Source organism: Rhodopseudomonas palustris HaA2, assembly GCF_000013365.1.
Taxonomy (GTDB): Bacteria; Pseudomonadota; Alphaproteobacteria; order Rhizobiales; family Xanthobacteraceae; genus Rhodopseudomonas; species Rhodopseudomonas palustris_J.
Genome location: NC_007778.1, coordinates 2,822,182 through 2,844,226, shown reverse-complemented (window position 1 = coordinate 2,844,226; position 22,045 = coordinate 2,822,182). Strand labels below are relative to the sequence as shown.

General features: G+C 65.1%; 19 protein-coding genes. 9 read left to right on the top strand and 10 right to left on the bottom strand.

What is annotated here, in order from left to right; translation table 11 throughout:
• Positions 1–151: 151 nt before the first annotated feature.
• Complete coding sequence (locus RPB_RS12505) at positions 152–2,029, top strand: ABC-F family ATP-binding cassette domain-containing protein (RefSeq protein ID WP_011441374.1); 1,878 nt, start codon at positions 152–154, stop codon at positions 2,027–2,029.
• Between the two features lie 36 nt (positions 2,030–2,065).
• Here RPB_RS12505 and RPB_RS12500 read toward each other — a convergent pair whose 3' ends face one another.
• From RPB_RS12500 to RPB_RS12490, 3 genes are all read right to left on the bottom strand, one after another.
• Positions 2,066–2,602 carry a hypothetical protein gene (locus RPB_RS12500; protein WP_011441373.1) on the bottom strand — a complete coding sequence of 179 codons (537 nt, stop codon included), beginning with the start codon at positions 2,600–2,602 and terminating at the stop codon, positions 2,066–2,068.
• A gap of 119 nt (positions 2,603–2,721) precedes the next feature.
• Entirely contained in the window at positions 2,722–3,174 is a 453-nt protein-coding gene (locus tag RPB_RS12495) for a DNA polymerase III subunit chi (RefSeq protein ID WP_011441372.1), read from the bottom strand.
• A 14-nt stretch (positions 3,175–3,188) separates the two neighbouring features.
• On the bottom strand, positions 3,189–4,691 hold the full coding sequence (locus RPB_RS12490) for a leucyl aminopeptidase (RefSeq protein WP_011441371.1): 1,503 nt from the start codon (positions 4,689–4,691) through the stop codon (positions 3,189–3,191).
• Positions 4,692–5,094: 403 nt separating this feature from the next.
• Here RPB_RS12490 and lptF point away from each other — a divergent pair, with 403 nt between their 5' ends.
• The 8 genes from lptF to RPB_RS12450 all read left to right on the top strand — a co-directional run bounded on the left by lptF (position 5,095) and on the right by RPB_RS12450 (position 15,024).
• Complete coding sequence (gene lptF, locus RPB_RS12485; RefSeq protein ID WP_011441370.1) at positions 5,095–6,261, top strand: LPS export ABC transporter permease LptF; 1,167 nt, start codon at positions 5,095–5,097, stop codon at positions 6,259–6,261.
• Between the two features lie 13 nt (positions 6,262–6,274).
• Positions 6,275–7,360: an LPS export ABC transporter permease LptG gene (lptG, locus tag RPB_RS12480; RefSeq protein ID WP_011441369.1), complete on the top strand. Its 1,086-nt coding sequence runs from the start codon at positions 6,275–6,277 to the stop codon at positions 7,358–7,360.
• A gap of 5 nt (positions 7,361–7,365) precedes the next feature.
• Complete coding sequence (locus tag RPB_RS12475) at positions 7,366–9,867, top strand: LPS-assembly protein LptD (protein ID WP_011441368.1); 2,502 nt, start codon at positions 7,366–7,368, stop codon at positions 9,865–9,867.
• Between the two features lie 67 nt (positions 9,868–9,934).
• On the top strand, positions 9,935–10,864 hold the full coding sequence (locus RPB_RS12470; protein WP_011441367.1) for a peptidylprolyl isomerase: 930 nt from the start codon (positions 9,935–9,937) through the stop codon (positions 10,862–10,864).
• A gap of 63 nt (positions 10,865–10,927) precedes the next feature.
• A complete protein-coding gene (pdxA, locus tag RPB_RS12465) occupies positions 10,928–11,932 on the top strand; it encodes a 4-hydroxythreonine-4-phosphate dehydrogenase PdxA (RefSeq protein ID WP_011441366.1) in 1,005 nt (334 codons plus the stop codon).
• On the top strand, positions 11,929–12,792 hold the full coding sequence (rsmA, locus tag RPB_RS12460; RefSeq protein ID WP_011441365.1) for a 16S rRNA (adenine(1518)-N(6)/adenine(1519)-N(6))-dimethyltransferase RsmA: 864 nt from the start codon (positions 11,929–11,931) through the stop codon (positions 12,790–12,792). The genes pdxA and rsmA overlap by 4 nt, the downstream gene beginning before the upstream one ends.
• A gap of 13 nt (positions 12,793–12,805) precedes the next feature.
• Positions 12,806–13,864: an alcohol dehydrogenase gene (locus RPB_RS12455; protein ID WP_011441364.1), complete on the top strand. Its 1,059-nt coding sequence runs from the start codon at positions 12,806–12,808 to the stop codon at positions 13,862–13,864.
• A 170-nt stretch (positions 13,865–14,034) separates the two neighbouring features.
• Positions 14,035–15,024 carry a hypothetical protein gene (locus RPB_RS12450; RefSeq protein ID WP_011441363.1) on the top strand — a complete coding sequence of 330 codons (990 nt, stop codon included), beginning with the start codon at positions 14,035–14,037 and terminating at the stop codon, positions 15,022–15,024.
• A gap of 36 nt (positions 15,025–15,060) precedes the next feature.
• Here RPB_RS12450 and gmk read toward each other — a convergent pair whose 3' ends face one another.
• The 7 genes from gmk to fabD form a co-directional block, all read right to left on the bottom strand.
• Positions 15,061–15,723 carry a guanylate kinase gene (gmk, locus tag RPB_RS12445; RefSeq protein WP_011441362.1) on the bottom strand — a complete coding sequence of 221 codons (663 nt, stop codon included), beginning with the start codon at positions 15,721–15,723 and terminating at the stop codon, positions 15,061–15,063.
• A gap of 2 nt (positions 15,724–15,725) precedes the next feature.
• Complete coding sequence (locus tag RPB_RS12440; protein ID WP_011441361.1) at positions 15,726–16,613, bottom strand: YicC/YloC family endoribonuclease; 888 nt, start codon at positions 16,611–16,613, stop codon at positions 15,726–15,728.
• A 97-nt stretch (positions 16,614–16,710) separates the two neighbouring features.
• Positions 16,711–17,958 carry an endolytic transglycosylase MltG gene (mltG, locus tag RPB_RS12435; RefSeq protein WP_011441360.1) on the bottom strand — a complete coding sequence of 416 codons (1,248 nt, stop codon included), beginning with the start codon at positions 17,956–17,958 and terminating at the stop codon, positions 16,711–16,713.
• A gap of 203 nt (positions 17,959–18,161) precedes the next feature.
• Positions 18,162–19,427, bottom strand: coding sequence for a beta-ketoacyl-ACP synthase II (fabF, locus tag RPB_RS12430; protein ID WP_011441359.1), 1,266 nt, complete (start codon positions 19,425–19,427; stop codon positions 18,162–18,164).
• Between the two features lie 95 nt (positions 19,428–19,522).
• Complete coding sequence (locus tag RPB_RS12425) at positions 19,523–19,762, bottom strand: acyl carrier protein (protein ID WP_011441358.1); 240 nt, start codon at positions 19,760–19,762, stop codon at positions 19,523–19,525.
• 313 nt (positions 19,763–20,075) lie between these two features.
• Positions 20,076–20,813 carry a 3-oxoacyl-[acyl-carrier-protein] reductase gene (gene fabG, locus RPB_RS12420; RefSeq protein WP_011441357.1) on the bottom strand — a complete coding sequence of 246 codons (738 nt, stop codon included), beginning with the start codon at positions 20,811–20,813 and terminating at the stop codon, positions 20,076–20,078.
• A 20-nt stretch (positions 20,814–20,833) separates the two neighbouring features.
• A complete protein-coding gene (gene fabD, locus RPB_RS12415; protein ID WP_011441356.1) occupies positions 20,834–21,793 on the bottom strand; it encodes an ACP S-malonyltransferase in 960 nt (319 codons plus the stop codon).
• Positions 21,794–22,045 lie beyond the last annotated feature (252 nt).

Genomic DNA, 22,045 nt, shown 5'->3' with positions numbered 1-22,045 from the left:
CGGGAGAGTTGCGCGCTTATATCGGCGCCGCCGCGGCACGGCAAGCCGCGCCACCAGACGAACGCCGCCCTCCCCACCTGTCGCGCGTGCGGCCGATCACAATCGCCCTGATCCCGGTTGCCTTTGAGGCCCGTCCCGGTCAAAACGCGCCATGCTCACTTTGTCCGACATATCGGTCCGGATCGCGGGACGGCTGCTGATCGACCAGAGCACGGTGCAGATCGCGCCGGGTGCCCGGGTCGGCTTCATCGGCCGCAACGGCGCCGGCAAGTCGACGCTGTTTCACGCCATCCGCGGCGAGCTCGCGACCGAGACCGGGCGCATCACCATGCCGCCGCGCTGGCGCGTCGGCAGCCTCGCGCAGGAAGCGCCCAACGGGCCCGAGACCCTGCTCGAAGTGGTGCTCAAGGCGGATTTGGAGCGCGACGCCCTGCTCGCGGAGGCGGAGACCGCGCACGATCCGCATCGCATCGCCGACATCCAGACCCGGCTGGTCGACATCGACGCGCATTCGGCCCCGGCGCGCGCCGCCGCCATTCTCAGCGGCCTCGGCTTTTCCGCGGCGGACCAGGCGCGCTCCTGTTCGGAATTCTCCGGCGGCTGGCGGATGCGGGTGGCGCTTGCGGCGACGCTGTTCGCAGCGCCCGATCTGCTGCTGCTCGACGAGCCGACCAACTATCTCGATCTCGAAGGCACGCTGTGGCTCGAGGATCACCTCGCCAACTATCCGCGCACGGTGATCGTGATCAGCCACGACCGCGATTTGCTCGACACCTCGGTGAACGAGATCTTGCATCTCGATCGCGGCCGGCTGGTGCATTTCCGCGGCACCTACTCGGCCTATGCGGAATTCCGTGCCAACAAGGAGGCGCTCGACGCCAAGAACGCCAAGCGGGAAGAAGCCCGGCGCAAGCACCTGCAGGAATTCGTCGACCGCTTCAAGGCCAAGGCCTCGAAAGCGCGTCAGGCGCAGTCGCGCGTCAAGATGCTGGAGAAGATGAAGCCGGTGACGCGGCTGGTGAGCGACGACGTGCCCGACATCGTCTTTCCCGCGCCGGAGAAGACGCTGTCGCCGCCGATCATCGCCGCCGACAACGTCTCGATCGGCTACGACCCCAAACACCCGGTGCTGCGTCATGTCACGCTGCGCGTCGACACCGAAGACCGCATTGCTTTGCTCGGCGCCAACGGCAACGGCAAGTCGACGCTGGTGAAGCTGCTGGCCGATCGGCTGACGCCGTTCTCAGGGACGGTGACGCGAGCCGACAAGCTGTCGGTCGCTTACTTCGCCCAGCACCAGCTCGACGAGCTCAACGAGGATGGCTCGCCCTACGACCACATCCGCAAGCTAATGCCGGACGCGCCCGAGAGCAAGATCCGCGCCCGCGCCGGCCAGATCGGGTTTTCCGGCAAGGCCGCCGACACCCTGGTGAAGAGTCTGTCGGGCGGCGAAAAAGCGCGGTTGCTGTTGGGCCTCGCGACCTTCTACGGCCCGAACATGATCATTCTCGACGAGCCGACCAACCATCTCGACATCGACAGCCGCGCGGCGCTGGCGGAGGCGATCAACGACTTTCCGGGCGCGGTCATCATGGTGTCGCACGATCGCTACCTGATCGACGCCTGCGCCGATCAATTGTGGGTGGTCGCCGATCACAAGGTGAAGCCCTATGACGGCGATCTCGACGACTACCGCCGCGCCGTGTTGTCGTCACGCGGCGCCCGCAGCGGTTCGCGCGAGCCCAGGGAGCGAGCCGCGGACGGAACCGGCGCCAAGCAACCACGTCAGAAGTCGGAGAAGCGCGTACCGCTGAAGCAGCAGATCGCCGACGCAGAAGTCGAGATCGAGCGGATCACCGCGATCATCGCCAAGATCGATGCAGCGCTTGCATTGCCGGACCTGTTCACGCGCGATCCGAAACAGGCCGCACAGCTCTCCGGCGCGCGCGCGAAAGCCGAAGCTGCGCTGCAGAAGGCCGAGGAACAATGGCTGGACGCGAGCTCGGCCTACGACAAGGCGCAAGGCTGAGACGCGAAGCTTACGGCCGTGGCGGTAGCGTCGCCGCTACGACCTACTGCGCTTCTTCGCGGCTCGCGGTTGCGGCGCCGGCTCCGGTGCGCGTTCGATCGACGTCAGCCGCCCTGCAGTGAAGGTATAGATTCCGGCGCGCGGACCACGCGAATAGGTCAGCAGTGCGACGCGCTGGCCACGCTCGTTGGTCGAGAGGTTGACGCCGTCAGGCGCACCGGCGCCGCGGGCGACGTCGCATTCGGTGTGGCCGAGCGCCACCGTGCCGCCACGCGCCATCGTCGAAGCGGCAGGGTCGCCCCCCTGCGCGTTGGCGTTGGCGTCGGCCGCGCCGGGCTGGGCCATGCCCGGACACATGCCGTCGGCGGAGATCAGGTCTTCCGCCGTCACCGCTTTGTCGGGTGTCAGCGGCGGCGTCTCGATCGAGATGTTCTTGATGAAAACCCGGCCCGGCCGCGCAAACCAGTCGGCATCGCGTGACAGCAGGTCCGAGCCGCCAGCACAGCCGGCGAGCAGCGGGGTCGCCAGCACCAGGGTGAGCAGGACTGGCCTGTAAGGAAGCTTGTGTTGCACGATCGATTGGGTCCCATCCCGCAGCGTAAGCATCTGTCCAAACATCGATTTACGGCACGACCGTGACCGGCTCCGCGCAGTTGCAAGGATACCAGAATAACCTTAACGGCGTCGCCCAGCTATTCCCGCTTTTGCCATCGGCCGGCGGCATCGGCCTGCCAATAGGTCACCTCGAAGCCACGCGACTTGCTCTGTTTCCACATATCGCGCGCCATGCCGACGGCGTCTTCATCGTCGCCGTCGAACAGCAACACCATCCGCTCGTAGCCTTCCGCGTCGGCCGGCAACGCCGCATTGTCGAGCAGAAACCGAACGGTGGCGGCGTTCGGATTGCTCTCTTCGGCTGTCAGCACGATAGGCTGATGCATCGCGTCGGCCACGCGCCAGGTCGCGTGCGGCAGAAACGAATCGTCACGATAGGTCCACAGATGCGCGTCGAGCGTATCGGCGCGCTCCTCCGAGCCGGCCTGCACCACCACCCGCCAGCCGCGCGCCAGCGACTTCTCGAGCAACGGCGGCAGCACCTGCTCGATCGTCCGTCCCTGCAGGTGATAGAACAGGACCTCGGTCATCGCATCGGATCGGATTACTTCTTGGCTTCGTAGTACTCCGCGACGAGCGCGTTCAAGAGCCGCACGCCGTAGCCCGAACCCCAGCTCTGGTTGATGTCGTTCTTCGGTGCGCCCATCGCCGTGCCGGCGATGTCGAGATGCGCCCAGGGCGTATTGTCGACGAAGCGCTGCAGGAACTGCGCCGCGGTGATCGAGCCGCCGTTGCGCGAACCGGTGTTCTTCATGTCGGCGAATTGCGAGTCGATCTGCTTGTCGTATTCCGGACCGAGCGGCATCCGCCACACCTTCTCGCCGGTCGAAACACCGACCGCAGTCAGCCGTTCGGCGAGTTCGTCGTTGTTCGAGAACAGGCCGGCGTGATCGGTGCCGAGCGCGACCATGATGGCGCCGGTCAGCGTGGCGAGGTCGACCATGAATTTCGGCTTGTGCTTCTGCGCCACGTACCAGAGCACGTCGGCGAGCACGAGACGGCCCTCGGCGTCGGTGTTGATGATCTCGATGGTCTGGCCCGACATCGAGGTCACGATATCGCCAGGGCGCTGCGCGTTGCCGTCCGGCATGTTCTCCACCAGACCGATGGCGCCGATCACATTGACCTTGGCCTTGCGCGCGGCGAGCGCGTGCATCAGGCCGACGACGCAGGCAGCGCCGCCCATGTCGCCCTTCATGTCTTCCATGCTGGCCGACGGCTTGATCGAGATGCCGCCGGTGTCGAAGCACACGCCCTTGCCGACGAAGGCGACCGGCTGTTCGCCGCGCTTGCCGCCGTTCCAGCGCATGATCACGGTGCGGCCCGGATGCGCCGAGCCCTGCGACACCCCGAGCAGCGCGCCCATCTTGAGTTGCGTCATCGCCTTGACGTCGAGGATCTGGATGTCGACGCCGAGCTTCTTCAGCTGCGCCGCGCGCTTGGCGAATTCTTCCGGATACAGCACGTTCGGCGGCTCGTTGACGAGTTCGCGCGCCAGGATCACACCGTCGACGACGGCACTGTCGGGCGCGAATGCCTTCTTCGCCGCGGCGGCGTCCGCAACAGCGATCGACACGTTGGCGTTCAGCGCATTCGCGTCATCGTCCTTCTTCTTGGTCTTGTAGCGATCGAACTTGTAGGCCCGGAGCAGGATGCCGGAGGCGATCGCCGCGGCCTGCTCGGGCTTCATCGCGCCGCCCGGCAGCTCGGCGATCACGGTGACGGCCGTGTCGCCTGCCCCGATCTTGCCCGCAATTGCGCCGCCGAGCTTGAGGACGTCGTAGTCCTTGAGTGCTGCCGCCTTCCCGGTCCCGATCACGACCAGCCGTCCGACCTTGAGGCCCTCGGGCGCCAACAGGTCGAGCGCAGAGCCCGACTTGCCCTTGAACTGGCTCGCCGCCACCGCCCGTTTGACCGTGCTGACCGCGACCCCCAGCGCCTTGCTGGTCGCCGGGCCGAATTTCAGCGCGTCGTCGCAAAGCACAACGAGCGTGCCGCGCGCGGCAACGGAAAACGGGACGAAGCCGACCTTGACGGCGTCGGGCATGGGCATTCCTCCAAATGGGGCTGTCGGGCAGTGACGGAATCCGGCAGGCGGTGCAACCTGTTGTTTTGGTGCCCTGCGTCGTCAAGTCAAGCCGGCATCGCGATCGCCGCATCCCGGCGCCGTGGAACGCATCGACGATATGTCCCGGCGGCTCGCCGGATCCCAATCTCCCCTGGACTTATAAGCGGTACAAAAACACCTCTCACGACCCCCTACCGTGGCGAGCGGGGTACACTCGGGCAACATTAACCATATCCGGAAGCCGCCGCCGGTCAGCCATTTTGTTGACAGATCAGACAGATGGTAATGCGATCGTGGGACAGCCCGCACGATCGCCGCCTGGGGAGGATTCGGATCGAATCCTGGCGGGGATCGAATTGGGCGCAGGGGATTTCGCCGGCCGATGGGCTCCATCGATAGCTATATTTTCCGCACGACTCTGACGTCGTTCGCGGTCGTCATGGCCAGCCTCACCGGCGTGATCTGGATCACCCAGGCTTTGCGTGGCATCGATTTGATGACCAGCCAGGGCCAGACCATCGTGACCTTCCTCGGCCTGACCGGCCTTGCGGTGCCCGTCCTGATCCTGGTGATCGCCCCGATCGCGCTGATGATCGCGGTGGCGCATACGCTGAACCGACTCGCCACCGACTCCGAAATCATCGTGATGAACGCCGCCGGCCTGTCACCGCTGCGACTGTTTCGGCCGTTCGTCTATGCCACGATCTTCGTCGCTGCACTCGTCACTCTGATCGGCTCTTATATCGCGCCGGACGGGTTGCGCCGCATCGCCCGGTGGGACGCCGAGATCACCGCCGACGTGCTTGCCAACGTGCTGCAGCCGGGCCGCTTCGCGCAGCTCGAGCAAAATCTGACGATCCGCGTTCGCGAGCGGCAGGCGGGCGGGCTTCTCGTCGGTGTGTTCATCGATGACCGCCGCGATCCCGCCGATCGCGTCAGCATCATCGCCGACCACGGCACGGTGCTGAAGAACAAGGATGGCTCCTTCCTCGTGCTCGAGGACGGCCATTTGGAGCGGTTTCAGGGCGGAAAGCAGGAGCCGACGCTGGTCGCCTTCAGCCGCTACGCCTTCGATATGTCGAAATTCTCGCGAGCCCGCGACGTCGCCTATGGAATTCGCGAGCATTACCTGTGGGAATTGATCTGGCCGGATCCGAAGGATCCTCTGCTGGCACAATTGCCGACCCAATTCCGCTCGGAGATGCACGATCGCCTGCTGGCGCCGATCTATCCGTTCTTCTTCGCAGCGGTCACGTTCGCGTTCTTGGGCATGCCGCGAACCACGCGCCAGAGTCGAAACTTCTCGATGATCGGCGCTGTTCTGTGCGCGTTCGTCGTCAGGCTCGCGGGATTTGCGCTGTCGGTGGTCGCCAACCACACGCCTTATATCGCCGGCCTGCAATATCTGCTGCTCGCCGTTGCAATTGCCGCCAGCGTCTGGCTGATCCGGCGCAACGTGGTGATCGAACCGCCGACCCTTTTGGTCGACGCGTTCAACGCCCTCACCGCTTCGCTCAGCCGGCTGGTCCGGCGGCCGATGCCGGCGTGATGCGGTGCCCGCCATGGTCTTGAACACGCTCGGACGCTATTTCGCTGCCCGGTTCGTCTCGTCGGCTCTCGGCGTGTTCTTCGGCCTGTTCGTGTTGCTGGTGTTCGTCGACTATATCGATCTGTTGCGTCGCGCCGGCGGTCTCTCCGTGTCGGCCTTCGTGATCGCCCAGGCCTCGTTCTTTCGGGTGCCGCAGTTGCTCGAACGGCTGCTGCCGTTCTGCATCCTGATCGGCGGCATGACCTGCTACCTCGCCCTGTCGCGTCGACTCGAGCTCGTGATCGCGCGAGCGGCTGGGCTGTCGGCCTGGCAGTTCATCGCCCCGGCACTGTGGAGCGCGCTCGCGCTCGGCGTGTTCGCCAGCGCGGTCTTCAACCCGATGTCGGCCTATATGCAGGAACGCGCCAAGCAGATGGAGGCCGAACTGTTCGGCCAGGGCTCGGGCAGTTTGCAGGATGCCAACGGGTTCTGGATGAATCAGGTCAGTCCCGAGGGGCAGTCGATCATCAATGCCGCGCGGAGCCAGCAGCAGGGAGCGGTGCTGAGCGGAATTAGCGTGTTCCGGTTCGAGCCCGATTTTCAGTTCAAGGACCGAATCGAGGCCCGCGAGGCGGTGCTCGAACCCGGCTACTGGCTGTTGAAAGACGTTCGAAAATACACCCTCGATTCCGCACCGGAGGAGCAGGCGACCCTGCGGCTGCCAACCGCGCTGACGCTCGCGCAGGTTCGGAACAGCTTCGCCACGCCCGAAAGTGTGTCTTTTTGGCAACTCCCGTCCTACATCAAAGCCTCGGAGAGCTCCGGGTTCGCGACGGCGGGGTATCGTTTGCAGTATCACAAGCTGCTGGCAAAGCCGTTTTTGCTGGCCGCGATGGTGATGCTAGCTGCTTCTGTCAGCTTGCGATTCTTCCGTTTCGGCGGCGTGCAAAAGATGGTTTTGAGTGGCGTGGGGGCAGGCTTTCTGCTCTATATCCTGTCGAAAGTGACTGAGGATTTGAGCAAGGCTGAGTTGATGCATCCGCTTGCTGCAGCGTGGTTGCCCGTCTGTGTGGGCGGCCTCGCTGGTTTTTTGGCTTTGCTGTACCAGGAGGACGGGTAGTGGCCATGATCGCCGCCCTCCGAGACGAGCTGTTCGCCTTGCCGCGCCGCACCATCGTGCGCAGCAAGCGCTCCCTCATGGCCAGTTGTGCGATTCCGTTGGCTGCCCTGCTGCTGGCAGGCGCGGCCGACCTCGCGTCGATCTCGTCGGCGGAAGCGCAGAGCTACACCTATAATCCGCGCCCGGCCCGGCCGCGTCCGCCCCAGACGGGGACGGACGGGCAGATGCTCGTCCAGGCGACAGAGGTCAACTACGACTACAACAACCAGCGGGTGTCCGCCGTCGGCAACGTCCAGATGTTCTTCAACGGAACCAGTGTCGAAGCCGACCGCCTGGTCTACGACCAGAACACCAAGCGTCTGCGCGCCGAAGGCAACGTCCGAATGACGGACGCGACGGGCAAGATCACCTACGCCAATATGCTCGATCTGAGCGACGACTACCGCGACGGTTTCGTCGATTCGCTGCGCGTCGACACCGCCGAAGACACCCGTATCGCAGCGTCGCGCGCCGATCGCACCGACGGCGACTACAACGTGTTTCAGAACGGCGTGTACACCGCCTGCGCGCCGTGCCGGGACGATCCGAAGAAGCCGCCGCTGTGGCAGGTCAAGGGCGCCCGGATCATCCACGATCAAGTCGACAAAATGCTGTATTTCGAGAACGCCCAGCTCGAATTCTTCGGCGTTCCGATGGCCTATCTGCCGTATTTCTCGACGCCCGATCCGACGGTGAAGCGTAAGACCGGCTTCCTGATGCCGTTCTACACCACCAACACGACCTTCGGGATGGGCTTCGAAATCCCGTTCTATTGGGCGCTCGCACCGGATTACGACGTCACGCTGACGCCCCGGATCACGACCAAGCAGGGCGTGCTGATGCAAGGCGAGTTCCGGCAGCGATTGATGGACGGCGCCTATCAGATCCGCGCCTATGGCATCAGCCAGTCCGACCCCGCGGCGTTCGGAAGCGCGCCGGGCAATCGCTCGTTGCGTGGCGGCGTCGACACCAAAGGCGAATTCGCGCTGAACGACAAATGGGTGTTCGGCTGGGAAGGCGTGTTGCTGTCCGACCGTGCGTTCTTCCTCGACTACAGGCTCGCGCAGTATCGCGACAGTTGGGGCAGCTTCCTCAACCAGAGCACCGAAGCGACCTCGCAGATCTATCTGAGCGGCGTCGGCAACCGCTCCTATTTCGATTTGCGGGCGATTCACTATCTCGGCTGGGCATCGGCTGACATTCAGGGCCAGATTCCGGTCATCCACCCGGTGCTGGACTATTCGAAGACTCTGGATCGCAACATCTTCGGCGGCGAAGTCAGCTTCAAGACCAACTTCACCAGCCTCTCCCGCCAGACGGCGCAGTTCGACCCGATCACGACGATCGCGAATACGACGAGCCTTTGTCTGAACACATCGGCCGATCCGGCTGCGCGCATGCCGTCGAGCTGCCTGTTGCGCGGCATTCCGGGCACCTACACGCGTGCAACGGCCGAGGCGCAATGGCGCCGGTCGTTCACCGACCCCTACGGCCAGATCTGGACCCCATTCGCATCGATCCGCATGGACGCGATCGATTCCTCGGTCTCGAATCAGCCCGGCGTGTCGAACTATCTCCCTGTCGGAGACACCCAGGCGTTCCGGGTGATGCCGACCATCGGTCTCGAATATCGCTACCCCTTCATCAACGTGCAGCCCTGGGGCACCACGACGATCGAACCGATCGCGCAGGTCATCGTTCGTCCGAACGAAACCTACGCGGGCAAACTGCCGAACGAGGACGCGCAGAGCATGGTGTTCGACACCAGCAATCTGTTCAGCGTCGACAAATTCTCCGGCTACGATCGCGTCGAAGGCGGCGGCCGCGCCAATGTCGGCGTCCAGGCGACCACGCAATTCGATCGCGGTGGCGCGATCAACGTGCTGTTCGGCCAGTCCTATCAGTTGTTTGGGCAGAACTCCTACGCGGTGAGGGACACCACCAATACCGGTCTCGATTCGGGGCTCGCGACAGCCCGTTCCGACTATGTCGGCCGGGTCTCATATTCGCCGAATTCGACCTACAAGTTCACCACACGTGCGCGACTCGACGAGGCGACGCTCGACGTCAACCGCTTCGAGGCCGAAGCCAGCGCGTCGTTCAATCGCTGGTCCGTCAGCGTGATCTACGGGAACTACGCGGCGCAACCGGACCTCGGATTTCTGACGCGACGTCAGGGCATCCTCACCACCGGTTCCATCAAGGTGGCGTCGAATTGGGTCGTCTCGGGTGGCGCCCGCTGGGACCTTGAGGCAAACCGCATCAATCAATATATTGTTGGTGCCGGCTACGTGGACGACTGTTTCGTGATGGCCGTGAACTATGTCACCGGCTATTCGTACGCCAACTACGGAACGACGCCGACGCTGAATCATTCGGTCATGCTGCAGATCGGACTTCGGACCATCGGCATGGGCGCGATGCAACAGAGCGTTTCGGGCGCGTCGAGCGGCGTTTTCGGCCAATAGCGCCGAAACACATACGGGCAGCCCCCGTTTCTGATCAATCACATCGGCTGGGAGGCATCTGCGACCCATGACGACCAAGTTCTCCTTTCGTATTTTCGCTGCGGCGCTGTGCTGCGCGGTCGCATCGTGGAGCGGTATCGGACTCGCCCGGGCGCAATCCGTCGCCGTGATGGTCAATGGCGAGCCGATCACCAATTTCGACATTGAGCAGCGCTCCAAACTCGACAAACTGTCGAACCAGTCCCGGACGCGTCAACAGGTTCTCGACGAACTGATCGACGAGAAAGTCAAAATCAGGGAAGGCAAGAAATTCGGCGTCAACCCGAGCGATTCGGACATCGACTCGTCGTTCGCGAGCATGAGTTCGCGGATGCGGATGTCGCCCGATCAGATGGTGAAGATGCTCGCGGCCCAGGGCATTCGTCCGGGCACATTGAAGTCCAAGATCAAGGCCGAGATGGTCTGGACCAGCCTGGTGCGCGGCCGCTTCAAGGACAGCTTGCTGGTCGGCGAAAAGGACATCCAGGCGCAGCTCGCCGCAAAGGGCGGCGACGACAAGTCCACGACCGAAAGCTTCGAATATCAGATGCGACCGGTGGTGCTGATCGTGTCGCGCGGCTCCGGCGCGGGCGCGGTGGAAGCGCGGCGCAAGGAAGCAGAAGCGCTGCGGAGCCGCGTCCAGAGCTGCGCGGACGCCGATCGTATCTTCAAGGCATTGCCGAACGCGGCGATCCGCGCGACGGTCGTCAAGACGTCGGCGGACCTGCCGCCGGCGCTGCGCGAGATTCTGGACAAGACCCCGGTCGGCCAGATGACTGCGCCGGAAGCAACCAAGCAAGGGGTCGAGATGGTCGCGCTGTGCTCGCGCAAGCCCACCACCGCCGACACGCCGATGAAGCGCGAAATCCGCGAGAAGATGTATGCGGAAAAATTTCAGGCCAAGTCGAAGGACTATTTGCGCGAGTCGCGCAATGCCGCGATGATCGAGTATCGCTAGGACCTCGGCACAGGCGCCGCGCGAAGTCGCCCGGTACGGGCCGCAATCGGCGGCGGACAAAAAATGACCAGACCACTAGCGTTGTCGCTCGGCGAGCCCGCGGGCATCGGCCCCGATATCACGATCGCGGCGTGGATGCGCCGCGACGCGGTCGATCTTCCGCCGTTTTACCTGCTCGGCGACCGCGACTGCGTGGCGCGACGCGCGCAGCTGTTGGGCGTCGACATCCCGATCGCTGATGTGTGTGTCGAGGACGCTGCCGATACCTTTGCGACCGCCCTGCCCGTCGTGGCGACTGGACATCCCGCGACTGCCGAGCCGGGAAGACCCAACGCCACCAGCGCCACCGCTGCGATCGCGTCGATCCGTCGGGCGGTGGACGATGTCGGCGCGGGCCGCGCGGCCGCGGTGGTCACCAATCCGATCGCCAAAAGCGTTTTGTATCAGGCCGGCTTTGCACATCCCGGCCACACCGAATTCCTCGCCGAACTGGCGCGCAGCGATGGCGTCGTGCCGCAGCCGGTGATGATGCTGTGGTGTCCGAGCCTCGCCGTCGTGCCGGTCACGATCCATGTTTCGCTGCGCGACGCGATCGCGCAGCTCACGACCGAGCTGATCGTTTCGACCGCACGCATCGTGGTGCAAGATCTGCGACGCCGCCTCGGCATTGCCGCGCCGCGGCTCGCGGTCGCCGGCCTCAATCCGCACGCCGGCGAAGACGGCGCGCTCGGCAGCGAAGATCGCAATATCGTCGCGCCGGCGGTGGAGATCCTGCGCCGCGAAGGGATCGACGCCCGCGGTCCGCTGCCTGCCGACACGATGTTTCATGCCGCCGCGCGCAAGCGCTACGACTGCGCGATCTGCATGTATCACGATCAGGCCCTGATCCCGATCAAGACCATCGCCTTCGACGAAGGCGTCAACGTCACTCTCGGTCTCCCTTTCATCCGCACCTCGCCCGACCACGGCACGGCATTCGACATCGCCGGCACCGGACGCGCCGATCCGTCGAGCCTGATCGCCGCGCTGAAGCTCGCGGCCCGGATGGCTGCGGCGCCTTCGCCATGAGTGCGATCGACGGCCTGCCGCCGCTGCGCGACGTCATCAAGCGTCACGATCTCGCCGCGCGAAAATCGCTCGGCCAGAATTTTCTGCTCGACCTCAATCTCACCGCCCGGATCGCGCGCGCCGCCGGCCCGCTGGACGACGTGACCGTGGTCGAGATCGGCCCCGGCCCCGGCGGATTGACCCGCGCGCTGCTCGCCACCGGCGCGAGGCGCGTGATCGCGATCGAACGCGACGAACGCGCCCTCGGCGCACTCGAGGAAATCGCGGCGCACTATCCGGGACGGCTGGAGATCGTCTGCGCCGACGCCATGGAGTTCGACCCCCGGCCTTTGCTCGGCGGAGCACGCGCCAGGATCGTCGCCAACCTGCCCTACAACATCGCCACGCCGCTCCTGATCGGCTGGCTCTGCGCCGAGCCGTGGCCCCCCTGGTACGACATGATGGTGCTGATGTTTCAGCGCGAAGTGGCGCAACGCATCGTCGCCTGCGAGGACGACGACGCCTATGGCCGGCTCGCGGTGCTGTCGAACTGGCGGTGCGACACCGGGATGCTGTTCGACATCGCGCCCTCCGCCTTCGTGCCGCAGCCGAAGGTGACCTCCTCCGTCGTCCGCCTGGTCCCGCGCTCCGCGCCCGAACCATGCAACCGCGCGGCGCTGGAGCAGGTCGCCGCCGCCGCCTTCGGCCAGCGCCGCAAGATGCTGCGGCAAAGCCTCAAGGCGCTCGGCGTCGACCCGGCGCGGCTGGCTGCGGCGGCCGGGATCGACCCGACACGCCGCGCCGAGACCGTCCCGGTTTCCGGCTTTGTTGCCATGGCGAACGAATTGATCGATATACGAGATACAAAAAACACACCCTAAGGGAGAGACCGACATGACGCAGATGCGTCGCCAATCGCTGGTGAAATTCGACGCCCCGCTGTGCGAGACCATTATCGACACGCCGAAGCCGCAAGGCCGCGAAGTGCTGGTCCGGATCGAACGCTGCGGGTTGTGTCATTCCGATCTCCACATCCAGGACGGCTACGCCGATCTCGGCGGCGGCAAGAAGCTCGACACCACGCGCGGCATGACGCTGCCCTTCACGCTCGGCCACGAGATCGCCGGCATCGTCGACGAGGTCGGCCCCGATGCACCGGCCGAACTGATCGGCAAGAAGAAGGCGGTGTTTCCCTGGATCGGCTGCGGCAAGTGCCGCGATTGCCTCGCCGGTGACGAGAACCTGTGCACCAAGAACCGCTTCCTCGGCGTCGCGATCGACGGCGGCTTCGCCACGCACGTGCTGGTACCCGACGCGAAATATCTGCTCGACTACGATCCGCTGCCGACCAATGTCGCGGCGACGCTGATGTGCTCCGGTATCACCGCCTACGGCGCGCTGAAGCGGCTGGTCGATCAGCCGCGCCAGCGCAACATCCTGCTGATCGGTCTCGGTGGCGTCGGCATGATGGGCCTGTCGCTGGCGCAGACGATGTTCAAGCAGCCGATCTCGGTCGCCGATCTCAGCCCTGCAGCGCGCGAAGCCGCTCTGCAGAACGGCGCCACGACCGCCTACGATCCGTCCGAGCCCGACGTGATCAAGCGCATCGTCAAGGAGAACGACGGCGGTTTCGACTGCATCGTGGATTTCGCCGGCAACGACAAGTCGATGAACTTCGCCGTCGGCACTGTCGCGCGCGGCGGCAAGATCGTCGTCTCCGGGCTGATGGGCGGTCAGTTCAGCCTGCCGATGGTGCAGTGGATCTACAAGCGCATGACGATCGAAGGCTTCATGGTCGGGACCCTCGAGGAGACCAAGGAACTGCTGGCGCTGGCGCGCGCCGGCAAGATCAAGCCGACGCCGATGAAAGAAGAACCGATGACGGACGTGCAGAAGTGGATCGATCAGTTGCGCGCCGGCAAGGTGGTCGGCCGCATCATGCTGACGAACTAATCGCGCTTCCGACGCGCCCACGGAACTGCGTTGCGGGTTCCCGTTTCACCCGCAATGCAGGCCCGATTCTTGTCCCAACCGCACCGGAATTGCGGCTTATTGCGACCCCATTTGATGACGACAACACCCTCCGTTAAGGATCGGTTACCGCATCACGATCGGGGGATGCCATGCGTAAACTCACCACGAACGTCCTCTGTGCCGCCGGGCTGACCCTGGCTGCGACCGGCGCCCTCGCCGCGCCTCCGGGCAGCGCCGCTCCGGCCGGCGAATGTCTTTCCGGACCCAAGGGGCCGGCGCCGGCGGGCAGCCGTTGGTTCTACCGCACCGATCACGCCAACAAGCGCAACTGCTGGTACACGCGCGCCGCCGGTGACAAATCCGCGGCGCCGGCCGAGACCGCTGCGGCCAGCCCCGCATCCGACGACTCCGCCCGCGCGGCGCCGGCCAGCCGAACAGAAACCGCATCGGGCGATGCCGCGACCGTCCCCGCGGCGAAGACCATACCGAAGCCGGTGCGAACGACGACCGTTCCGCTGCATTCCGCGATCGCCAACGCGCGCGCCGAATTCGATGCGCCGCCGGAGCCCGCCCCGCTCCGCGAGGTCGCCGCGCCGGACCAGGCTTCCGCCTTTCCCGCTCCGCTTCCCGCCGTGACCGATCAGCCACCCGCAGCGACGCAGGCTTCGCCGATCGCGCAGCGCTGGTCCGACGCAGCCGTGAGCGACGCTGCTTCGACGGCCCCGGACGCGGCGAGCAAACTGCGCAGTGCCGCCCAGACCGCGGCCGCCAAGAGCACGGTGCCGGCGGCTGCGTTCTCGGCGGGATCGGCCACCATGCTGATCGCGGCGCTGCTCGCCGCGCTCGCCCTCGCCGGCCTGATCGTGGGCGGCATCGTGAAATTCAGCAGACGTGAGCCGATGGTGCGCCGCGATCCCAACGGCAGGCCGGACATCTGGCGCGACGTACCGCGGCCGGCGGCCGCGGCCGATGACGTCGCCCCGGGCCACGCCGAACTGGACGTCGATCCGTCGCCGCCGACGCAGCCCGCCGAGCCGCCGGCCTGGATCAGAGCCGCGCGCCAGCGCCAAGCCGAAGTACAGAGCACCAATGAGATCGAAGAGTTGCTGGCGCGCGCGCAGAAGCGTCCGGCGGCCTGAGCGAGCCTGCACGAGAGTGGCGGCGCTGCCGGCCCGCTATTTTTCGAGTTCGCGCCGCATCTCCCGCACGAAGGCGTCGATCCCGATCTGCCGCTCGCGCTTGAGCTGTTCCGCGCGCAGGATCGCTTTGACGGACTCGAAGGCGACGCCGATGTTGTCGTTGACGACGATGTAGTCGTAGGCGTCGAAATGGCTCATCTCGTCGCCGGCCTTTTTCATCCGCCCGCGGATCACCTCGTCGGAATCCTGCGCCCGCGTGTGGAGCCGATGCTCGAGGTCCTGAACTGACGGCGGAAGGATGAAGACGCTGACGACGTCGTTCGACGCCCGGCTGCGCAACTGTTGGGTGCCCTGCCAGTCGATGTCGAACAGCACGTCGTTGCCGGCCGAGAGCGCCGCTTCGACCGGCGCGCGCGGCGTGCCGTAACAATTGTCGAAAACGTTGGCCCATTCGAGAAACTCGCCGGCCTCGACCATGGCGTCGAATTTCGGCCGATCGACGAAGTAGTAGTCACGGCCGTCGACTTCGCCCGGCCGCTTCGGCCGGGTCGTCGCCGACACCGACATCCGCAATCCCGGCGCCTCGTCGACCAGCATACGCGAGAGCGTCGTCTTGCCGGCGCCCGACGGCGACGACAGCACGAACATCAATCCGCGCCGCTCGATGCCGTTCAGGCTGCCTGCCGCCCCGTCCTTCATCCTCACTCCAGATTCTGCACTTGCTCGCGGAACTGCTCGACCACGTTCTTCATCGCAAGGCCGGTGTTGGTCAGTTCGAGATCGATCGACTTGGAGCAGCAGGTGTTCACCTCGCGATTGAATTCCTGCGACAGGAAGTCGAGCCGACGGCCGACGGCGCCGCCCGCGCCCAGCATCTCGCGGGCCTGTGCGACGTGGGAAGCGATGCGGTCGAGTTCTTCGCGAATGTCGGCCTTGGTCGCCATCATGATGGCTTCCTGATGCAGCCGATCCTGATCGAAACGCTCCGACGTCTCCAGCAGCGCCGCGACCTGTTCGGCGAGCCGGGCCTTGATAGCCTCCGGCTTGCGACCGGGCGCGGCCTCCGCCTTCTTCGCCAAAGTTTCGATCTCGTCGAGCCGCTGCGACAGCACACCGCCGAGGCTCGCGCCTTCACGCTGGCGCATTTCGATCAGGCTGCCGAGTGCCTGCGTGAACGCAGCCTCGACTGCGCCGCGGGCGGCTTTTTCCTCGGCCTCGTCTGCCTCCGGCTCGAACAGTTCGATCACGCCCTTGATCGACATCAGACCGTCGATGCTCGGCGCCACCGCATCGACCCTGCCCGCGAGTTCGGTCGCGATCCTCAAGACCGAGTTCAGCACATCCTCGTTGATGCGCACGGTCGATGCCGCATCGGCACGCTTGACCGTGAGGTTGGCGTAGACCGTGCCACGGGACAGCGCTTCGGCCGCACGCTTGCGCACGCCGGCCTCGATATCGTCCCACCCCTGCGGAATGCGCAGCCGGAAATCGAAGCCCTTGGCGTTGACGGACTTCAATTCCCATTCAAACGAATACGGGCCGCTGCTGCCGTGGCTGCGCGCAAACCCCGTCATGCTCGACAAAGACATCGCTCACAGACTCCGCAGATTGCTGGATTGAGATTCGCGTGACGCGTGGACGGCGGAGCTTAGCCCATCACGGCGCGCATTGGGAACAGCCGCACGACTAATCCTGGCCGGCTGCAGCCGGAGCGGCGCCGTTTCGCTTCTTGGATGCGCCGCTGTTCTTCGATGGTCGCGTCACCGGCGCGGGCGACGGGACCGATGCGTTCGCGTCGGGAGCCACCGTCGCCGTCGGCGGGGTATCTTCGGCGGGCTCGATCGTGTCGTTCTGGGTCTGGCGCTCCAGCGCCCGCAGCTTGGCGACGTTCTTCAGATGCTGGTCATAGCTGTCGCTGAAGGCGTGACCGCCGCTGCCGTCCGCGACGAAGTACAGATCGCGCGTTCGCGCGGGATTGGCCGCAGCTTCGAGCGACGCCCGGCCGGGATTCGCGATCGGGCCCGGCGGCAGACCGTCGATGACATAGGTGTTGTAGGGGGACGGCTGCTGAATTTCGCTGCGCTTGATCTGTCGCCCGAGCGTGCCCTTGCCGCCGACGAGCCCGTAGATGATCGTCGGGTCGGACTGCAATCGCATCTTCTTCTGTAGGCGGTTGACGAACACGGCAGAGACACGGCTTCGCTCGTCCGGCTTGCTGGTCTCCTTTTCCACGATCGACGCCAGCGTCACCAATTGCTCCGGCGATTTGACCGGGATTTCCGGGTTGCGACGTTCCCAGACTTCGCTCAGCACACGCTTCTGCGCCTGCTGCATCCTGTTGATGACCTGCTCGCGCGGCGTGCCCCGGGGAAATTTGTAGGTCTCGGGCAGCAAGGTTCCCTCTCGCGGAATTTCGCGGAGGCTTCCGGTGAGGATGTTGTTGTCCGTGAGCCGCGCGACGATCTGCTCGGAGGTCAAACCTTCGGGGATCGTCACGGCGTGCTGAACCACCTTGCCTTCGACGATGGTGCCGATCACGTCGCGAAGGCTGGCTTCCTTCTGAAATGAATATTCGCCGGGCTTGAGATCCGCCCGCGCCTTCAGGGCCAGCACACTGCCGATGAACACCCAGCGATTGTTTTCGATCACGCCCTCGCGCTGCAGGATCTCGGCGATGTCGCCCAGCCCGGCGCGCTGCGGAATGTTGACGACCTTGTCGTCCTGCAACGGCCCGGCAGCCTCGATCTTCTGCTTGCCGTAGACATAGATGCCGCCTGCGCCGATCATCAGTACGAGCACCAGCGTGATGATGGCGTTGCCAATAATCACCAGCGGATTGCGCGCACGATCCGATCGTTTCGGCGGTGGCGGAAGTTGCTCCGGCTCCAGCGCCGCGCGCGGACTTCTCGGCGAGATCGGCGGCCTTTCACTCATCGGTGCAACCTGATTCCTGTGGTCTGATGGATGGTCCGTGCAAGATCGCACCGGAGGCGTTCGGGATCACGTCTTTGGTGGGAACATCCGGTGTGGAATCGCTCCAGACCTCGTCGGGCCGTCGCCGATCATACTCCCATATCGCCTAATGTCGTAGGTTTTAGCAGGGATTACGGCGAAACGTTGAAGTGCCTGCAACGCCTTCAATCGGCGACGCGCTGCAGGATCAACGATGCATTAGTCCCGCCAAAGCCGAAAGAGTTCGACAGCGCGACGTTGATTTCACGTTCGCGCGGTTTCCACGGCACGAGGTCGATCGCGGTCTCGACCGACGGGTTGTCGAGATTGATGGTCGGCGGCGCAACGTTGTCGCGAATCGCCAGCACGCTGAAGATCGCTTCGACCGCACCGGCCGCGCCGAGCAAATGGCCGATCGAGGATTTGGTCGACGACATCGACACGCGTGACGCGGCATTGCCGAGCAACCGTTGCGCGGCGCCGAGTTCGATCTCGTCGCCAAGCGGCGTCGAGGTGCCGTGCGCGTTGATGTAGTCGATATCCGAGACCGAGATGCCGGCGCGTTTGATCGCGGCGCTCATGCAGCGGAACGCGCCGTCGCCGTCCGGGGTCGGTGCCGTGATGTGATAGGCGTCGCCGGTCAGACCGTAGCCGATCACTTCGGCGTAGATCCGCGCGCCGCGCGCTTTCGCATGTTCGTACTCCTCGAGCACGACGATGCCGGCGCCTTCGCCCATCACAAAACCGTCGCGATCCTTGTCGTAGGGCCGCGACGCCTTCTGCGGGTTCTCGTTGAAACCGGTCGACAGCGCGCGCGCGGCGCAGAAGCCGGCCATCGCCAGACGGCTGATCGGGGATTCGGTGCCGCCGGCGACCATGATGTCGGCGTCACCGAGCGCGATCAGTCGCGACGCGTCGCCGATCGCATGCGCGCCGGTCGAGCATGCCGTAACGACGGAGTGGTTCGGCCCCTTGAGCCCGAACTCGATCGATACGTAACCCGAGGCGAGGTTGATCAGACGACCCGGAATGAAGAACGGCGAGATTTTGCGCGGCCCGCGTTCCTTCAGAACGAGCGCCGTCTCGGCGATGCCCTGCAGGCCCCCGATGCCGGAGCCGATCAAAACGCCCGAGGCGCAGCGCTCTTCTTCGGTGGAGGGATGCCAGCCGGCGTCGTCGAGAGCCTGACGCGCCGCACACATTGCATAGACGATGAAGTCGTCGACCTTGCGCTGGTCTTTCGGCTCCATCCATTGATCGGCGTTATAGGTGCCGTCGGTGCCGTCACCACGCGGGATGATGCAGGCGATCTGGCTGGTCAGATCGGAAACATCGAAAGCGTCGATCTTGCGCGCGCCGCTTTCGCCTTTGAGAATCCGGCTCCAGGTCGAATCGACGCCACAGCCGAGCGGCGAAACCATGCCAAGGCCTGTGACGACGACACGTCTCATTTTCCGTACTCCGGGCCAGAATGCGCGGTCCAAAGCAAGAAGCCGGTGGACCGTTCATCACGGTCCGTCCGGCTCCATCGTCACCGCGCAGGGCGTCAGCTCTTCGCGTTTTTCTCGAGGAACTTGGTGGCATCGCCGACGGTGAGAATCGTCTCGGCGGCATCGTCGGGAATTTCGCACCCGAACTCTTCTTCGAACGCCATCACGAGTTCGACGGTGTCGAGGCTGTCGGCGCCGAGATCATCGATGAAGCTGGCGCCATCGACCACCTTCTCCGGCTCGACACCGAGGTGCTCCACCACGATCTTCTTAACCCGCTCGCCAATCTCACTCATTCTCTCTAACCCCGTTGTTCCGACCCGACCGACAGACGATACGAGCCATCGTGGTGCGTCAAACTCGCTAAGTTCCAGTCGCAATCGCGATAGTGTACTGATTTTGCCCCGTCCCCGAGGTCGAAACCCGACCGCCCGAAGCGGCGGGTCCCCATCGGCAATATACAGGGTTTGGACTTCCTGCAATGGCCTTCTTTGCCTATCCGCCGGTGGTCCGGTTATCATACTTCCGATGCATTGACCACAACACGCGGTCCCCCCGCCGCAAGCCCCGCTTGCGATGCAACGGACTTGCAGCGGCGTGCCGCCGGAATCAGATCATGGCCATCCCGCCATTGACGTGGATGGTCTGACCGGTGACGTAAGCGGCCTCGTTCGAACTGAGATACACTGCCGCAGCGGCGATGTCCTCCGGGGTGCCGAGCCGTCCGGCCGGCACCTTGCCGAGAATGGTTTCGCGCTGCTTGTCGTTGAGGACGTCGGTCATCGGCGTGGCGATGAAGCCCGGCGCGATGCAGTTGGCGGTGACGTTGCGCTTGGCGTATTCGGCGCCGAGCGTCTTGATCATGCCGATCAGCCCGGCCTTGGACGCCGTGTAGTTGCCCTGCCCCGGATTGCCGGTGACGCCGACCACCGAGGTGATCGCGATGATGCGGCCGAATTTCTTGCGCATCATCAGTTTGGTCGCGGCCCGCGTCAGCCGGAACGTCGCGGTGAGGTTGACCTTGATGACCTCGTCCCAATCCTCGTCACGCAACTGCACGAAGAGATTGTCGCGGGTGATGCCGGCATTGCAGACCAGAATATCGAGCTGGCCCATGGCCTCGGCCGCCGCCGGCACCAGCGCCTCGACCTCGGCCGCATCCGACAGATTGCACGGCAGCACGTGAACGCGCTCGCCGAGCTTCGCCGCCAGCGTGTCCAGCGCCTCGCGCCGCGTCCCGGAGATCGCCACCGTCGCGCCCTGGCCATGTAGGGCCTGCGCGATCGCGCCGCCGATGCCCCCGGTCGCGCCGGTGACCAGCGCGGTTCGTCCCGTCAAATCGAACATGTCGTCTCCTTCGCCGCCGGTTACGCCGAACGCCCGGCCGTGAGTGCGTCCTTGGCGGCCGCGATATCGTTGGGATTGCCGATCGCGACGCCGGTCGCGCCGTCGGCGATCCGCTTGACCAGTCCGCTCAGCACCTTGCCGGCGCCGATCTCGAGAAAACGGCTGACGCCGTGGCCAGCCATATAGGCCACTGACTCGCGCCAACGCACGGTGCCGGTGACCTGTTCGATCAGCCGGCGGCGAATCTCATCCGGGTCGGTAATCGGCGCGGCCAGAACGTTGCAAACCAGCGGCACGGCGGGCGACTGGATCGCCACACCCGCCAAAGCTTCCGCCATCGCCTCGGCCGCGGGCTGCATCAGGGCGCAATGGAACGGCGCCGACACCGGCAGCAGCATCGCGCGCTTGGCGCCCTTGCCCTTGGCGATCTCGACGGCGCGCTCCACCGCCTCCTTGTGGCCGGAGACCACGACCTGTCCGCCGCCATTGTCGTTGGCGGCCTGGCAAACCTGGCCCTGGGCCGCTTCGCTCGCGACCGCCACGGCGGCCTCGTAGTCGAGCCCGAGCAGCGCGGCCATCGCGCCGACGCCGACCGGAACGGCCTTCTGCATCGCACGGCCCCGGATGCGCAGCAGCCGAGCGGTATCGCTGACCGTCAGCGCGCCCGCGGCTGCCAGCGCCGAATATTCACCCAGCGAATGCCCGGCGACGAAGGCCGCATCGCGTCCAACCGAGATCCCGGCCTCGCTTTCGAGCACCCGCAGCGCGGCGAGCGACACCGCCATCAGCGCCGGCTGGGCGTTCTCGGTGAGTTGCAGCGTCTCTGCCGGCCCTTCCCAGATGGTCGCCGTCAGCTTTTCGCCGAGCGCGGCGTCGACCTCGTCGAACACCGCCTTTGCCGCAGGAAAGGCATCGGCCAGCGCCTTGCCCATGCCGACCGCCTGCGAGCCCTGCCCTGGGAATGTGAATGCTGCCGTCATCTGCGTTCCTGAACCTGTCTGAAGTGGCGCCGTAAGACACCGCGCGGGCATGTCGTGTCAAGTTGACCGCGCAAATCCGCAGCGCAAGAGCCCGGCCGGCCCGGCTGCTTCGCAGTCGCCGATTCGTGCGCGGAGCCGGATGGAATTCCTGCCCGGCGGCGGCGGAAGGGGCGCGGACCTGGGGGCATTCGGCAATGAATTCTTCACCCTGTCGAGCCCCCGGCGAAATCTTCCGCACCTGCGAAAAGTACC

Excerpts from the sequence above, each read along its gene's own strand:
- RPB_RS12505 (WP_011441374.1), top strand. The coding sequence starts at position 152 with ATGCTCACTTTGTCCGACATATCGGTCCGGATCGCGGGACGGCTGCTG.
- RPB_RS12495 (WP_011441372.1), bottom strand. The coding sequence starts at position 3,174 with ATGACCGAGGTCCTGTTCTATCACCTGCAGGGACGGACGATCGAGCAG.
- RPB_RS12490 (WP_011441371.1), bottom strand. The coding sequence starts at position 4,691 with ATGCCCGACGCCGTCAAGGTCGGCTTCGTCCCGTTTTCCGTTGCCGCG.
- lptF (WP_011441370.1), top strand. The coding sequence starts at position 5,095 with ATGGGCTCCATCGATAGCTATATTTTCCGCACGACTCTGACGTCGTTC.
- lptG (WP_011441369.1), top strand. The coding sequence starts at position 6,275 with ATGGTCTTGAACACGCTCGGACGCTATTTCGCTGCCCGGTTCGTCTCG.
- RPB_RS12475 (WP_011441368.1), top strand. The coding sequence starts at position 7,366 with ATGATCGCCGCCCTCCGAGACGAGCTGTTCGCCTTGCCGCGCCGCACC.
- RPB_RS12470 (WP_011441367.1), top strand. The coding sequence starts at position 9,935 with ATGACGACCAAGTTCTCCTTTCGTATTTTCGCTGCGGCGCTGTGCTGC.
- pdxA (WP_011441366.1), top strand. The coding sequence starts at position 10,928 with ATGACCAGACCACTAGCGTTGTCGCTCGGCGAGCCCGCGGGCATCGGC.
- rsmA (WP_011441365.1), top strand. The coding sequence starts at position 11,929 with ATGAGTGCGATCGACGGCCTGCCGCCGCTGCGCGACGTCATCAAGCGT.
- RPB_RS12455 (WP_011441364.1), top strand. The coding sequence starts at position 12,806 with ATGACGCAGATGCGTCGCCAATCGCTGGTGAAATTCGACGCCCCGCTG.
- RPB_RS12450 (WP_011441363.1), top strand. The coding sequence starts at position 14,035 with ATGCGTAAACTCACCACGAACGTCCTCTGTGCCGCCGGGCTGACCCTG.
- gmk (WP_011441362.1), bottom strand. The coding sequence starts at position 15,723 with ATGAAGGACGGGGCGGCAGGCAGCCTGAACGGCATCGAGCGGCGCGGA.
- RPB_RS12440 (WP_011441361.1), bottom strand. The coding sequence starts at position 16,613 with ATGTCTTTGTCGAGCATGACGGGGTTTGCGCGCAGCCACGGCAGCAGC.
- mltG (WP_011441360.1), bottom strand. The coding sequence starts at position 17,958 with ATGAGTGAAAGGCCGCCGATCTCGCCGAGAAGTCCGCGCGCGGCGCTG.
- fabF (WP_011441359.1), bottom strand. The coding sequence starts at position 19,427 with ATGAGACGTGTCGTCGTCACAGGCCTTGGCATGGTTTCGCCGCTCGGC.
- RPB_RS12425 (WP_011441358.1), bottom strand. The coding sequence starts at position 19,762 with ATGAGTGAGATTGGCGAGCGGGTTAAGAAGATCGTGGTGGAGCACCTC.
- fabG (WP_011441357.1), bottom strand. The coding sequence starts at position 20,813 with ATGTTCGATTTGACGGGACGAACCGCGCTGGTCACCGGCGCGACCGGG.
- fabD (WP_011441356.1), bottom strand. The coding sequence starts at position 21,793 with ATGACGGCAGCATTCACATTCCCAGGGCAGGGCTCGCAGGCGGTCGGC.